18 protein-coding genes are annotated in these 14146 nt (G+C 56.7%); 13 read left to right on the top strand and 5 right to left on the bottom strand.

Annotated features, from left to right (window positions below; all coding sequences use genetic code 11):
- Positions 1 to 60: 60 nt before the first annotated feature.
- The 10 genes from DVA43_RS24645 (at position 61) to DVA43_RS00655 (ending at position 5145) form a co-directional block, all read left to right on the top strand.
- Positions 61 to 210, top strand: coding sequence for a hypothetical protein (locus DVA43_RS24645; RefSeq protein WP_168194630.1), 150 nt, complete (start codon positions 61 to 63; stop codon positions 208 to 210).
- Positions 207 to 509 carry a hypothetical protein gene (locus tag DVA43_RS00695; RefSeq protein ID WP_246842255.1) on the top strand — a complete coding sequence of 101 codons (303 nt, stop codon included), beginning with the start codon at positions 207 to 209 and terminating at the stop codon, positions 507 to 509. Before DVA43_RS24645 ends, DVA43_RS00695 begins: the two co-directional genes overlap by 4 nt.
- Positions 506 to 1405 carry a YqaJ viral recombinase family protein gene (locus DVA43_RS00690; RefSeq protein ID WP_114314255.1) on the top strand — a complete coding sequence of 300 codons (900 nt, stop codon included), beginning with the start codon at positions 506 to 508 and terminating at the stop codon, positions 1403 to 1405. Before DVA43_RS00695 ends, DVA43_RS00690 begins: the two co-directional genes overlap by 4 nt.
- Before the next feature lie 9 nt (positions 1406 to 1414).
- A complete protein-coding gene (gene recT / locus DVA43_RS00685; RefSeq protein ID WP_114314254.1) occupies positions 1415 to 2437 on the top strand; it encodes a recombination protein RecT in 1023 nt (340 codons plus the stop codon).
- A gap of 48 nt (positions 2438 to 2485) precedes the next feature.
- Positions 2486 to 2734, top strand: a complete 249-nt coding sequence (locus DVA43_RS00680) for an AlpA family transcriptional regulator (RefSeq protein WP_114314253.1) — start codon at positions 2486 to 2488, stop codon at positions 2732 to 2734.
- A 109-nt stretch (positions 2735 to 2843) separates the two neighbouring features.
- A complete protein-coding gene (locus DVA43_RS00675; protein ID WP_114314252.1) occupies positions 2844 to 3143 on the top strand; it encodes a PerC family transcriptional regulator in 300 nt (99 codons plus the stop codon).
- Positions 3136 to 3294, top strand: a complete 159-nt coding sequence (locus DVA43_RS00670; protein ID WP_114314251.1) for a DUF1317 family protein — start codon at positions 3136 to 3138, stop codon at positions 3292 to 3294. The genes DVA43_RS00675 and DVA43_RS00670 overlap by 8 nt, the downstream gene beginning before the upstream one ends.
- Entirely contained in the window at positions 3291 to 4043 is a 753-nt protein-coding gene (locus tag DVA43_RS00665; protein ID WP_114314250.1) for a hypothetical protein, read from the top strand. Before DVA43_RS00670 ends, DVA43_RS00665 begins: the two co-directional genes overlap by 4 nt.
- A gap of 5 nt (positions 4044 to 4048) precedes the next feature.
- Positions 4049 to 4762 carry an MT-A70 family methyltransferase gene (locus DVA43_RS00660; RefSeq protein WP_114314249.1) on the top strand — a complete coding sequence of 238 codons (714 nt, stop codon included), beginning with the start codon at positions 4049 to 4051 and terminating at the stop codon, positions 4760 to 4762.
- A complete protein-coding gene (locus DVA43_RS00655; RefSeq protein WP_114314248.1) occupies positions 4759 to 5145 on the top strand; it encodes a ParB/RepB/Spo0J family partition protein in 387 nt (128 codons plus the stop codon). The genes DVA43_RS00660 and DVA43_RS00655 overlap by 4 nt, the downstream gene beginning before the upstream one ends.
- Here DVA43_RS00655 and DVA43_RS00650 read toward each other — a convergent pair whose 3' ends face one another.
- The 3 genes from DVA43_RS00650 to guaB all read right to left on the bottom strand — a co-directional run bounded on the left by DVA43_RS00650 (position 5146) and on the right by guaB (position 9699).
- Positions 5146 to 6399 (bottom strand): site-specific integrase, encoded by a 1254-nt coding sequence (locus DVA43_RS00650; RefSeq protein WP_114314247.1) that lies wholly within the window; start codon positions 6397 to 6399, stop codon positions 5146 to 5148.
- A 192-nt stretch (positions 6400 to 6591) separates the two neighbouring features.
- A complete protein-coding gene (gene guaA, locus DVA43_RS00645) occupies positions 6592 to 8169 on the bottom strand; it encodes a glutamine-hydrolyzing GMP synthase (RefSeq protein ID WP_114314246.1) in 1578 nt (525 codons plus the stop codon).
- Positions 8170 to 8232: 63 nt separating this feature from the next.
- Complete coding sequence (guaB, locus tag DVA43_RS00640; RefSeq protein WP_114314245.1) at positions 8233 to 9699, bottom strand: IMP dehydrogenase; 1467 nt, start codon at positions 9697 to 9699, stop codon at positions 8233 to 8235.
- A 159-nt stretch (positions 9700 to 9858) separates the two neighbouring features.
- Here guaB and xseA point away from each other — a divergent pair, with 159 nt between their 5' ends.
- Positions 9859 to 11232 (top strand): exodeoxyribonuclease VII large subunit, encoded by a 1374-nt coding sequence (gene xseA, locus DVA43_RS00635; protein WP_114314244.1) that lies wholly within the window; start codon positions 9859 to 9861, stop codon positions 11230 to 11232.
- 5 nt (positions 11233 to 11237) lie between these two features.
- Here the strand turns inward: xseA and DVA43_RS00630 are convergent, their stop codons facing one another.
- Positions 11238 to 12368: an MFS transporter gene (locus tag DVA43_RS00630; protein WP_114314243.1), complete on the bottom strand. Its 1131-nt coding sequence runs from the start codon at positions 12366 to 12368 to the stop codon at positions 11238 to 11240.
- A 155-nt stretch (positions 12369 to 12523) separates the two neighbouring features.
- Between DVA43_RS00630 and DVA43_RS00625 the strand changes: the two genes are divergently transcribed.
- Together DVA43_RS00625 and DVA43_RS00620 are read left to right on the top strand one after the other, a co-directional pair.
- Positions 12524 to 13543: a M4 family metallopeptidase gene (locus DVA43_RS00625; RefSeq protein ID WP_103180701.1), complete on the top strand. Its 1020-nt coding sequence runs from the start codon at positions 12524 to 12526 to the stop codon at positions 13541 to 13543.
- A complete protein-coding gene (locus DVA43_RS00620; RefSeq protein ID WP_103824635.1) occupies positions 13544 to 13894 on the top strand; it encodes a protealysin inhibitor emfourin in 351 nt (116 codons plus the stop codon). It abuts the gene before it with no gap.
- On the opposite strand, the gene DVA43_RS00615 is transcribed toward DVA43_RS00620, so the two are convergent.
- Positions 13891 to 14112: a zinc ribbon domain-containing protein gene (locus tag DVA43_RS00615; RefSeq protein ID WP_114314242.1), complete on the bottom strand. Its 222-nt coding sequence runs from the start codon at positions 14110 to 14112 to the stop codon at positions 13891 to 13893. The genes DVA43_RS00620 and DVA43_RS00615 overlap by 4 nt on opposite strands.
- Positions 14113 to 14146 lie beyond the last annotated feature (34 nt).

Below are 14146 nucleotides of genomic sequence, written 5' to 3'. Positions count from 1 at the left end.
TGACTTCAAACCATATACGGATAATCATTACCTCAACGGTAACACTGAGGTGAACAAATCATGCAGTGGAAAGTTATCAACGGTTGGTACTGCGTAACGGCGTGCGGGCTTATGAGCACCAAGGTACGCACCCTGGGCGAAGCCATTACCTGGGCCTTCGTGACCAAGCTGGCAGCAAAAACTGAAACGGATATGGGGGTGAGCAAGTGAACACAAATCAGGTGATGAACCTTAAAAAAATCATGGTCAACTTCGACCGCGATTTCTCCTTAAGTGAGCAGCTGTACGACCGTCACGTTGAGCTGATCGAAGCAACCAACGGCGCCGGGATGGATGAATCCTTCAACCGCGCTCTGATCCGCATGGGCGTCCGGGCTGATGTGCTGCGCGTTGCTCAGGAGAGTGAAGAGTTTGAAGAACTGATGGACAGCTTCAGACGCGAACTCACTGGCGTCATCGCCCGGATGGATCTGGCCGACAAAATCGACAGCGGCAGGGATGCGGCATGAATCAGAACGTTGGCAGCATGGACAGAACGAAATACCTCGGCGGCAGTGATGTCGCCGGGATCCTCGGCATAAGCCCATGGCGCACACCTCTTGAGGTTTATCTCGACAAAGTGCAGCCACGAGAAAAGCCGATCGATTTGACCAAGCAAAAGGTTTTCACCCGCGGTCAACGCATGGAGCCATACGTTATCGACTTGCTGGCTGAAGAGACTGGGCTGGAAATAATCCACCGCGGGAACCGTTACATCCACAGGGATTATGACTTCATCGCCGCCGAGATCGATGCAGAAGCTGTCAGCGGTGAAAACATTGAGATCAAGACTGTCAGCCCTTTTAAGGCGAAGGAATGGGGGGAGGTGCAGACGGATGAAATTCCTGTGCATTACACCGCCCAAGCCATGCACGGAATGATGGTGACAGGTAAGAAGGTGTGTGTGTTCGGCGTTCTCATCGGTGGTGATGACTTCCGTATCTACCGGGTCGAGCGCGACGAAGAAACCATACAGGCCATCCTGGAAAAAGAAGTCGCCTTCTGGGATCGCGTCGTCAACCTTAACCCGCCAGATGCAACCAGCGTCAGCGACATTTACATGATGTTCGATAAAGACGCGGGAACCAGCATAGAAGCTGATGGCAAGGCATTAACGCTCTTCAATGATCTGCGTGACATGAAATCACGATTCAAAGAACTGGAAGAGGAAATAGCTGTATCGGAAGAGAAGCTGAAGCTTTACATGCAGGAGCATTCAATTCTGACGCTGGATGGTAAGCCGATCTGCACATGGAAAACGCAGGTCAGTAATCGATTCGATCAGCAGTCCTTTCAGGTGGCGCACCCAGGACTATTCGAGAAATTTAAAACTGCGTCTAAATCGCGCGTATTCAGATTTAAGTAAGGAGAAATTATGTCTACCAACGCACTCAAAGCAGCGGCCACCGGCCAACAAGTAGCCCATCATGGAGAGAAACCAACCACACTGGCTGGCCTTCTTGCTGACCCAAAAATCAAAGCACAGATGGCCCTGGCGCTTCCAAAGCATATGACCGCTGATCGACTGGCGCGCATTGCAACCACTGAGATCCGCAAGGTACCAAAACTGGCAGCCTGCGACCAGGCCAGCTTCCTCGGCGCAATCATGCAGTGCGCTCAGCTTGGCCTCGAACCTGGTGGTGCGCTGGGTCACGCCTACCTGATCCCGTTCGATAAGCGCCAGAAAGTGAACGGCGCATGGAAAACAGTTTCGACTGAAGCACAACTGATTATCGGTTATCGCGGGATGATCGACCTTGCACGCCGTTCCGGCCAGATCCTGAGCATTTCGGCGCGTACCGTCCATGCAAACGACAAATTCAGCTACTCATACGGGCTTGAAGAAACGCTGGAACATGCGCCGTGTGAGACAGGGGATCGGGGAGAGTTGACCCATGTTTACTCAGTCGCCCGCCTGAAAGATGGCGGTGTCCAGTTTGAGGTCATGAGTCGCGCAGACGTCGAAAAAGTTAGGGCCCTGAGCAAGGCCGGCAGCAGCGGCCCATGGGTTGACCACTTTGACGAAATGGCAAAAAAGACGGTGATCCGCCGCCTCTTCAAATATTTGCCTGTCTCCATTGAGCTGCAAAAAGCCGTCGTTATGGATGAGCGTGCTGAAGCTGGCCTGAGCCAGGATAACGCCGCCGTTATCACCGGCGAGTATTCAGTCGTCGATGATGAACAGCAGAGCCTGGCAGTCGTTTCGGATTCCGATCGCGAAGAAGCGCGTGAGTATGTCAGCGCGATCCTTAATAGCCTGGATTCATCGTCAGCAGACGCCAAATTGATGTTCAAACGCGCTGAGGATGAGATCAACTCGATTGCAGAAAAGCTCGGTGAAGAATACCACCAGGGCTTCATGACGACCCTTAACGATATGCGTCCTGAGTTCGCATAACACCACCGTGGCGCTGCGGCGCCACACCTGTAACCAAGAGAGGTTTATATGAAAGGTGCATTAGGTAAGAAGGAACTCCTGGCGGTGGTGCCACTGTCATGGAGCACGATCGAACGCCTGGAAGCCGCTGGCGAGTTTCCAAAGCGCTGGTATATCACCGACCGCCGCTGCGCATGGACGCAGGAAGAGATTGAGCAGTGGCTCGACAAGCGCAAAGCGGAAAGCCCGGAGGTTTACACCGGAAAAAAGCCGCCGGTTGAACTGCGGAAATACCGCCCGGTGAGTAACGCCGCATGAAGCGGCTCAATAAGCACATCGCACGATGGGCAGATGTTTACCTGTGTCTTGCCGTTGTCGCCTACCTGATGTGGGTGGCGGCGGTAATCAGTTGAGAAGGCTGACTCAGATGAAAAAGTTAACCCGGCTTGAAAAGTACCACATGAACAAAGTTTCTCAGCGCAGCAATGGAAAGGTTGTCGCGATCACCCCGGAAGCAATGGAGATCGAGCAGCGCGCCATTGAGCGGGAGAAACGCGGCCATTACCGCGTCGCCGCCCGCCTCTGGCTCCAGTGCATGGATGTGGCCAGCGGTGAAGTTGAGCGTGCCCGTATCGCGATACGCCGCCAGCAGTGCATCACCTGGAGTAATCACACTCGCCAGGGGGAATACAGCGGGATCGGATGCCGTGGGGTGGTTTATGACTAACCCGCATGACGGCATCACCGTCGGCAGCGTCACACGGCGTTATTCAATGCTGCGCCGCGGGTGGCTGTCACCAGACGGGCAGGTTATCAAAAATCCATTAAAGGCTCAGCGCATTGCTGAGCACCTGAACAGCAAAAAGGTGGCGGCGTGATTCATTTCCATGGTGGACCCATAACCCCCGACACGTGTGCGCTGAAAGCATGGAAAGGCCGACACGCTTTCATCAGCTTCGCCAATCCCGGTCAACTCAAGCTTGCCAGCGAGGTCACTCAGTCTTTCGCGCTTGATAACGGCGCGTTCAGCTTCTGGACGAAAAACCGCGTGGTCAACTGGAGCGAATATTACGACTTTGTTGCCCAGTGGATGAATCACCCGCGCTTCGCCTTCGCTGTAATCCCGGACGTAATCGGCGGTACCAGTGAAGAAAACGACGCGTTAATCGCTGAATGGCCGCACGGAAAAGTAGTTGGCGCGCCGGTGTATCACTTCAACGAACCAGAGTCTCGCTTTATCCGCCTCTGCCATGAGTTCCCACGCGTATGCATTGGCTCAATGGGTGAGTATGACGCAAAAAGGCCAAAGGATTGTGCCGCTAAGTTGCGCGATATGATTCGCCATGTTGTTGACAGTAATGGCTATCCAATAACAAAACTGCATGGCCTCCGCATGCTGAACAAGGATCTCTTTATGCAGGTGCCGTTATCGTCAGCTGATAGTACAAACGTCGCCAGAAATATCGGCATTAACAAGGCGTGGGATAAATCAGCCTATGCGCCGGCCAGCAAAGAGACTCGCGCTGCAGTGCTGGTTGAACGCATTGAATCTTACAACTCCGCCAGTTCGCTGAACTACGACGCAGAGCGCGACCTGTTCACTCCGCAACTGGCTTTCGAGGTTTAATTTATATGACTGGAAAATACTCACTTATCTATGCAGATCCGCCTTGGTCTTACGGCAACACAGTCAGCAACGGCGCCGCAGAAAACCACTACGGAACCATGAAGTTGATCGATATTAAACGCCTGCCAGTCTGGGAACTGGCCGCTGAAAACGCCGTGCTGGCGATGTGGTACACCGGCACGCATAACGAAGAGGCCATCGAACTGGCCGAGGCGTGGGGCTTTACCGTGCGCACCATGAAGGGATTCACCTGGGTGAAGCTGAACCAACTGGCTGAGGGCCGCATCAACAAAGCGCTGGCAGAGGGTGAGGTGGCAGATTTTTACGACTTCCTCGACTTGCTTAACGCCGAGACACGAATGAACGGCGGGAACCACACCCGGGCGAACACAGAGGATCTGCTGATCGCCACCTGCGGCAACGGACTGGAGAGGCTAAACGCTGGCATCAAGCAGGTGGTATACAGTCCGCTCGGTGCCCACAGTGAAAAACCGTGGGAAGTCCGCCACCGCCTGGAGCTGCTTTACGGAGATGTCCCTCGAATCGAACTGTTCAGCCGCTGCGGCGCGCCAGGCTGGGATCACTGGGGGAATCAAAGTATTGGACCGGCGGTGCAGTTGCACCCTGGATATGCGGTGGAAATTAAAGGATTTAGCAATGCACTAAAAAGTGCACCGCTATCACCAACAGACAAACAGGGCCGGGAGCGTGCAGCATGATTCAGGGGAAATTGATAAGTAGCCAACGTTATCTTGATATGGAAGAAGTTAACGACAGAGCGATCAGATATAGACGTTTCATTGTTAACGTCTACCCGATTGTTCTGCGTGGCGTTCAGTACACAATCATAATGGATGGGCACCACAACTTTGCTGCCGCACGCTTAGCGGGTGTAGATCCAGACTTTCGACCCATAAGCAAAAAGGCAAAGAAAATACTGGATTCAATTCCCTCCCGAGAAAGAGAGGCGCTTCTTATAAATAACGTTACCGACAGTAATTATTACTATGTTGATAACGGTGAAGTTGTCACCAACTTATTATTGCCTGATACCAGTTGCAAATTTCAGGTCCATGCTGGTAATCAATGGGTACTTGGTTGACTAACTCTGACCTTCCATCCACCTCTCAAACTTCGAAGGGGAGAACGGCACCAGATCGGTGTGCTCCCCTGCTATCCAGGCATCAACCATATCGGCCCATTGCTGCAGCATGTAAGTACGCTGCCGGGCATACTCCGCCTTGTTGTACACCGCGCGCACACCCTTCTGCTCATGAGCCTGGGCTTTCTCTATCCAGTCGGAAGGATAATCGGCCTCATGCAGCAGGGTGCTGGCCGTCCGGCGCAGGTCGTGCACCGTGAAATCCTGAATCTTCTCACCATCCTTGTTAATTTCGGCCACAGTTCTGTCTATCAGAGAGTTCAGCGCGGCGTTCGATAAGGGCTTCCTGAAGCTGTAGCGACCTGGGACGAGGTATTCACTGCCGCCGGCGCACATCTGAAGGCCGACCAGAAGATCATGGGCCTGCCTGGACAGGTAAATGACGTGCTCCCGCCCGGCCTTCATCCTGTCTGCTGGTATCGTCCATGTAGATTTCTTGAAGTCCACCTCTGGCCATGTCGCGAGGGTGAATTCGCTTTTACGCACCAGGGTCAGCAGCACTAATTTCAGGGCCATCTTAAGAGTACCCATCGCGCTAAAGTCATTCAGTGCACGGAAGAACACGCCGATCTCTTCAGGGCTAAGCGTGCGTTCGCGCGGTTTGAAGATGGCGATCGAAGAAGGTTTGATGTCTGCCGCTGGATTAAACAGGCCATGTCCGCGGTCATTGGCGTAACGGTAGATGCTGCTGATTATCTCCCTGGCCTGCACCGCAGTAGAACGGCCGCCTCTTGCAACAATCCGATCGCACAGGTCCCGTACTACGCCTGTGGTGATCTCAGCCATCATTTTGTTTCCCAGCACCGGTAGAATATCCCGGTCAATAACTGACTGCTTCATTGCCCGGGTGCTGTCGGCCAGAGTGACGTGCTTCATGTAGGCGTCGGTATGTACCGCGAATGTCTCGGCCCCGCGGATCTTTTTAATACCGTCGCGTTTCGCCGCAGCTGGCGACTGGCCTGCCTTCAGGAGCTTTTTGGCGTTTATCAGTTCTTCGCGCGCTTCCGCCAGGCTTATACCGTCACGACCATACTGGCCGATCACCAGCGTTTCCCGGCGCCCGTTGATGCGGTAGTCGTACCGGAACGAGACAGAGCCTGACGTGAGCACGGCAACATACAGCCCGTCGCGGTCAGAAACTTTATAGAGTTTGTCCTGCGGCTTGAGGTTTTTTAGTTTGGTATCGGTAAGCACAATTCACCCGTAACGCGTCCATGATTTTATCGGTACGAGAGTATACCTTTCAGGTAATACCGTCATCCGTACCGACGAAAAATATGGTGTAGAGTGAATAGATATGAGTAGATATAAACAAAAACCCTCTGTAAAAACAGAGGGTTGATGATGATCCTGAATAGGTATGATGCGCTATGAATTAGCTATACATCATTCCCACTCAATCGTCGCTGGTGGCTTACCGCTGATGTCATACACCACGCGGGAAATACCGTTCACTTCGTTGATGATGCGGTTGGATACGCGGCCCAGGAAGTCATACGGCAGGTGCGCCCAGTGGGCAGTCATAAAGTCGATGGTCTCTACCGCACGCAGGGAGACAACCCAGTCGTACTTACGGCCATCGCCCATTACGCCGACAGAGCGAACCGGCAGGAAGACGGTGAACGCCTGGCTCACTTTGTTGTACAAATCAGCTTTGTGCAGCTCTTCGATGAAGATCGCATCGGCACGACGCAGCAGGTCGCAGTACTCTTTCTTCACTTCGCCCAGCACACGCACGCCCAGACCCGGACCCGGGAACGGGTGACGGTAGAGCATGTCGTACGGCAGACCCAGCTCCAGACCGATCTTACGCACTTCGTCTTTGAACAGCTCGCGCAGCGGTTCAACCAGACCCATCTTCATCTCTTTCGGCAGGCCGCCCACGTTGTGGTGAGATTTGATGACGTGTGCTTTACCGGTGGCGGATGCCGCGGATTCGATCACGTCAGGGTAGATGGTGCCCTGCGCCAGCCACTTCACGTCCTCCAGCTTCAGCGCTTCTTCGTCGAACACTTCCACGAAGACGCGGCCAATGATTTTACGTTTGGCTTCCGGATCGTTTTCACCCGCCAGCGCGTCGAGGAAGCGCTGCTCACCTTCCACGTGAACGATGTTCAGGCCGAAGTGGTCACCGAACATGTCCATCACCTGCTGGGCTTCGTTCAGGCGCAGCAGACCGTTGTCGACGAAGACACAGGTCAGGTTTTTACCGATAGCGCGGTGCAGCAGCATCGCGGTCACGGAGGAGTCAACGCCGCCGGACAGGCCGAGGATCACTTTGTCGTCACCTACCTGCTGGCGGATACGTTCCACGGCGTCATCGATGATTTTTGCTGGCGTCCACAGCGCTTCACACTGGCAGATATCGCGAACAAAGCGCTCCAGCATGCGCATACCCTGACGGGTGTGGGTCACTTCCGGGTGGAACTGCACGCCGTAGAAGCGCTTCTCTTCGTTCGCCATGATGGCAAACGGACAGCTCTCGGTGCTGGCAACGGTCACGAAGTCGGACGGGATAGCGGTGACTTTGTCGCCGTGGCTCATCCAGACGTCGAGCAGCGCTTTGCCGTCGGCGGTCAGGGAGTCTTCGATACCGCGGATCAGGGCGCTGTCGGTCTGTACTTCAACCTGTGCATAGCCGAACTCACGCTCGTTGGAGCCCTCTACATGGCCACCCAGCTGCATCGCCATGGTCTGCATGCCGTAGCAGACGCCGAATACCGGCACACCGGCTTCGAATACATACTGCGGCGCGCGCGGGCTGTTCTCTTCGGTGGTGCTTTCCGGGCCGCCGGAGAGAATGATACCGCTTGGGTTGAATTCGCGAATCTGTGCTTCCGTGACATCCCACGCCCACAGTTCACAGTAAACGCCCAGCTCACGTACGCGACGTGCCACCAGCTGAGTGTACTGCGAACCGAAATCCAGAATGAGAATGCGATGTTTATGAATATTTTCCGTCATTGACGCTAATTCCGAGGCAAGTGAAACAAAATCGCCCGGCTTATAGCCGGGCGTGGAAATTTATCAGGAGCCCATGCGGTAGTTCGGGGACTCTTTGGTGATGGTCACGTCGTGAACGTGACTTTCCTGGATACCCGCACCGCTGATACGCACAAATTCCGCTTTGGTACGTAACAGGTCGATAGTACCACAGCCGGTCAGGCCCATACAGGAGCGCAGGCCGCCCATCTGCTGGTGGATGATCTCTTTCAGGTAGCCTTTATAGGCCACGCGGCCTTCGATACCTTCCGGCACCAGTTTGTCGGCAGCGTTATCGGTCTGGAAGTAGCGGTCGGAGGAGCCTTTGGACATCGCGCCCAGAGAGCCCATCCCACGGTAAGATTTGTAAGAACGGCCCTGGAACAGTTCGATTTCGCCCGGGGACTCTTCGGTACCGGCCAGCATGGAGCCCACCATTACCGCTGCCGCACCGGCCGCGATCGCTTTCGCGATATCGCCAGAGAAACGGATACCGCCGTCAGCGATAACCGGAATACCAGTACCTTCCAGCGCTTCAACCGCGTCGGATACGGCGGTGATCTGCGGAACGCCCACGCCGGTGACGATACGGGTGGTACAGATGGAGCCTGGGCCGATACCCACTTTCACTGCGCTACAGCCAGCTTCAGCCAGGGCACGCGCGCCCGCGCCGGTTGCCACATTACCGCCGATGATCTGCAGGTCAGGGTATTTTGCACGGGTCTCACGAATACGCTGGAGCACGCCTTCGGAGTGGCCATGAGAGGAGTCGATCAGCAGCACATCAACGCCCGCCGCAACCAGTGCGTCAACACGCTCTTCGTTGCCCGCACCAGCGCCCACCGCCGCGCCAACGCGCAGACGGCCATGCTCGTCTTTACAGGCGTTCGGTTTACGTTCTGCTTTCTGGAAGTCTTTAACGGTGATCATGCCGCGCAGGTGGAAGCTGTCGTCCACAACCAGCGCTTTTTCAACGCGTTTTTCGTGCATTTTGGCGAAGACCACGTCGCGGGATTCGCCTTCACGCACGGTAACCAGACGCTCTTTCGGGGTCATATAAACGCTGACTGGCTGGTTCAGGTCGGTGACGAAACGCACGTCACGGCCAGTGATGATGCCCACCAGTTCGTTATCGGAGGTGACAACCGGATAGCCAGCAAAGCCGTTACGCTCGGTCAGCTCTTTCACTTCGCGCAGGGTGGTGGTTGGCAGAACGGTTTGTGGGTCGGTAACGATGCCAGATTCATGCTTCTTCACGCGGCGAACTTCTTCCGCCTGACGCTCGATAGACATGTTTTTATGAATAAAGCCAATGCCGCCTTCCTGAGCCAGGGCGATAGCCAGGCGCGCTTCAGTCACGGTGTCCATTGCCGCGGAGAGCATAGGAATGTTCAGGCGAATGGTCTTGGTTAACTGCGTGCTGAGGTCGGCAGTATTCGGCAGAACGGTGGAATGAGCGGGAACGAGGAGGACGTCGTCAAACGTCAGTGCTTCTTTAGCGATACGTAGCATGGGCAATATCTCTGACCTGGGTGGTTAAATATTGCCGTGGCATTATACAGAGCGTAACCGATTGCATCCACACTTTTTTATAAATAATGCTTGCGATTGCCTCTTATCAGGTTACTATCGACTGAATAACCTGCTGATTTAGAATTTGATCCCGCTCACATGTTATCCTCCCAATCCCCCTCAATTTATACCGTCAGCCGCCTGAATCAGACGGTCCGCTTGCTGCTTGAGCAGGAAATAGGCCAGGTGTGGATCAGCGGGGAGATCTCCAATTTCACCCAGCCGGCGTCCGGTCACTGGTACTTCACCCTGAAGGACAATACCGCCCAGGTGCGCTGCGCGATGTTCCGCAACAGCAACCGTCGGGTGACCTTCCGTCCGCAGCACGGGCAGCAGGTGCTGGTTCGCGCCAGTATCACGCTGTACGAGCCGCGCGGTGATTATCAGATTATCGTTGAGAGCATGCAGCCTGCGGGTGAAGGGCTTCTTCAGCAAAAATATGAGCAGCTGAAAGCCGCGCTTTCCGCTGAGGGTTTGTTCGATCAGCAGTACAAACAACCGCTCCCCTCGCCCGCCCACTGTGTGGGGGTGATCACCTCGAAAACCGGCGCCGCGCTGCATGACATTCTGCACGTCCTGAAACGCCGCGACCCTTCCCTGCCGGTCGTTATCTATCCGACCGCGGTGCAGGGCGACGATGCGCCGGGGCAGATTGTCCGCGCCATTGAGCTTGCTAACGCCCGTCAGGAGTGTGATGTGCTGATTGTCGGGCGCGGCGGTGGCTCTCTGGAAGATCTCTGGAGCTTTAACGACGAACGCGTGGCGCGGGCAATTTTTGCCAGCCGGATCCCGGTAGTGAGCGCCGTCGGACACGAAACCGACGTCACTATCGCCGATTTTGTCGCCGACCTGCGGGCACCGACGCCGTCCGCTGCGGCAGAGATGGTGAGCCGTAACCAGCTTGAGCTGCTGCGCCAGCTGCAAAACGGCCAGCAGCGCCTGGAGATGGCGATGGACTATTTCCTCGCCAACCGCACCCGCCGCTTTACCCAGCTTCATCATCGTCTGCAGCAGCAGCACCCGCAACTGCGTCTGGCGCGCCAGCAAACCGTGCTGGAGCGTCTGCGCCAGCGGATGAACGTGGCGGTAGAGAGTCAGCTTAAACGGGCGGTGCAGCGCCAGCAGCGCGTTACCCAGCGCCTGAACCAGCACAACCCGCAGCCGCGTATTTATCGCGCACAAACCCGCATTCAGCAGCTGGAGTATCGCCTTGCGGAGAATCTGCGTGCCCGCATGAGCAGCACCCGCGAACGTTTTGGTAACGCGGTCACCCACCTGGAAGCCGTCAGCCCGCTCTCAACTCTGGCGCGCGGCTACAGCGTCACCACCGTCACCGACGGCAAAGTGCTGAAGCAGACGAAACAGGTTAAAGCGGGGGATGTGCTTACTACCCGCCTGTCAGACGGCTGGGTGGAAAGCGAAGTGAAAGGCGTGACGCCAGCCAGGAAAACCCGCGCCCGCAAAAAGGCCTGACGCGATTAATTCCGGGCGTCGGGCATCACCGCCAGCATCGCCAGCGATAGCGCGGAGAAGGCCAGCAGCGCCCACGCCGCGCCGACAAATCCATACAGCTGGCCAAAGAGCACCGAGCCGATAATCTGCCCGACCGCCAGCATCAGAAAAGCAATGCTGACCCCGGCCGCAGGCGAAGGCTCCGCGACCCGCGCCCCCTGAACCAGCAGCACGCCGGATAAAATCACATAACCCGCCCCGCTCATCGCCACCACCGGCACCAGCCACCAGGCAAAGCCCTTGCTGAAGGCCAGGGCAATCAGCGACCCCGCCATAAAGATCTGCGATCCGCGATAAACCCCGCGCATGCCGATGCGTTTCGCCAGGCTGCCGGTAAACACGGCGGCCACCCCTGCCCCGCCGCTCACCAGCCACAGGATGTTGGTGGCGGCGTCATCCAGCCCGGTATGGCGCTGCAAAAGCTCAGGGCCAAAGCTCCACCAGGCGGCGCTGGCGATGCCGCTGACCAGCGCAATAGCGGAGAGCCGAATCATCCCCGGTTTATGCATCAGGCTGCGCCAGCCCGGTACCGCTTCGCCCGCCCTTCCCGCTTGGGGCAGATAGCGCCAGACGGGAAGAAGAGAGACTAATGCCAGCAGGGCAAAGATCGCGCAGGCAACCCGCCAGCCGCCCGGTACAAAAAACAGCACCGGCACCGACAGAATAATGCCGCCGCTGGTCCCGGCGTTGATAATGGTGTTCACCTGAGTTTGCCGCTCGGGGTTAACCCCGACGCTTACGGCCCCTGCCAGGGCGGGAGACGCCAGCCCCGAACTGAGGCCAGCAATGAACAGGCCCGCGGCCAGCACCGGCGGCGAAGGGGCGAACGCCAGAATCAGCAGCCCGGCCGCCGCCGATAAGGCCGCCAGAACCGCCGGCAAGCGCGGCCCGAAGCGCTCAGTGAGAGACGAGGCGAAAAAAACCGACAGGCAATAGGCCCCGTAGCTGCAGGCGGCAATCAGGCCCGCGGCCTGCGGCGAGAAAGGGATAGCCTGCCGGATATCCGGCAACATGATGCCCCATGAAAAGCGCGCCATCCCATAGGTGATAGCGATCAAGGTAAATCCTGTGATGGCCAGAGCCAGGTTTTTCTTCATGCCGTTCCTCGCGTTGGGTCGTTAAAACCTAAACCCTGTGCGCCGGGTGCGCCACTTTTTCGCCCCGAGATTTGTCCGACTTGCCTGTCATTTTGCCGCGATGGCATACACTTACGTTGTTGCTTTTTTCGGCATTGCCATAACAGGAGAGACGCATGACCCGAACCTATAGCGTGATCCCGCCCTATATCCTTCGCCGTATTATCGAGAGCGGCTCTGAGCCGCAGCAGCGCTGCGCCCGCCAGACCCTGACCCATGTCCAGACGCTGATGGCCCACATGCCGGGCAAACCCGTCGCGCCGCACGTAAACAGACCCGGGCAGCTGGAGCGGGACATTTACGACGCCAGGCAGACCCAGGAGCTGCCGGGCACCCAGGTGCGCTATGAGGGGCAGCGCTCTAACGGCGACGTGGCGGTGGACGAAGCCTACGATTATCTGGGCATCACCCATGATTTTTTCTGGAAGAACTATCAGCGTGACTCCCTCGATAACAAAGGGCTGATCCTCACCGGTACCGTGCATTATGGCCGGGAGTATCAGAACGCCTTCTGGAACGGGCAGCAGATGGTGTTTGGCGACGGGGACGGTGAGATTTTTAACCGCTTTACCATCGCCATCGACGTGGTCGCCCACGAACTGAGCCACGGCGTCACCGAGACGGAAGCCGGGCTTATCTACTTTGAACAGTCCGGGGCGCTGAACGAGTCGTTATCAGACGTGTTCGGCGCGCTGGTGAAGCAATATCACCTTAAGCAAACCGCCGATAAGGCCGACTGGCTGATTGGCGAAGGCCTGCTGGCAGAGGGCGTTAACGGCAAGGCTCTGCGCTCCATGTCCGAGCCGGGCAGCGCCTACGACGATCCGTTGCTGGGCAAAGATCCGCAGCCGGGGCATATGGATGATTTCATTAAAACCCGTGAGGACAATGGCGGCGTTCATCTGAACTCCGGCATCCCTAACCGGGCCTTTTACCTGGCGGCCACCGCCATTGGGGGCTATGCCTGGGAAAAGGCTGGCTACGCCTGGTACGATACGGTGTGCGATCGCAACCTGGCGCAGGACGCGGATTTTGCCGCCTTTGCACGGCTGACCATCTATCACGGAGAGAAACGCGCCGGTGGCGACGTGGCGGCAGCCATTGAACAGGCCTGGAAGAGCACAGGAGTACTATAAATGCAGATCCCGGAACTGACGGATGACGCTGTGGTTGAGCTGGCCCGCGAGGGCGGCGTCGCTTTTATTCCTAAGCTGAGCGGCCTGCGGCGTATCGCCCTCTCGGAACTGAACGAGCAGCAGCGCCAGCGGGTGGTAGCGATCCTCGACCAGGCGCTGAACCTCGGCCAGCCGCCTGGCCAGGCGTCATCGCCGGGGCGCGGGGATCAGCGCTATTTTCGCATCCAGATCATCTGGACCCGGCACAACCAGGCGCAGTATACCGACGTGATTCTGTTGGTGCCGGAACAGGAAGCCCCGCCCTCGCTGGTGGATTTGTGGCGTAAGGGCGAAGACTGCGTCTGCGATTAAGCGCCGGGCAGGACGAACTCAACGCGCTTTTTCGAGATCAGGCCGTGGCCGTTCTGACAGAAATAGTCCACCGCACCGCAGGCTTTTAACACCTCAAGCGGCTTATGGCACTCAGGACAGCGCGCTTCCAGAGCGATATCCTTGTGGCAATTCTCGCAATGCGCCACGCCGTTTTGCGGTTCAATCTCCGCATGGCAATCCGGGCAGGTAATCGACATGATGACTCCTTTGAAGGATATTCAGTACGGTGTT

This window comes from Leclercia sp. W6, from assembly GCF_003336345.1.
Lineage (GTDB): Bacteria > Pseudomonadota > Gammaproteobacteria > Enterobacterales > Enterobacteriaceae > Enterobacter.
This window is presented reverse-complemented; position numbering and strand designations above follow the sequence as displayed.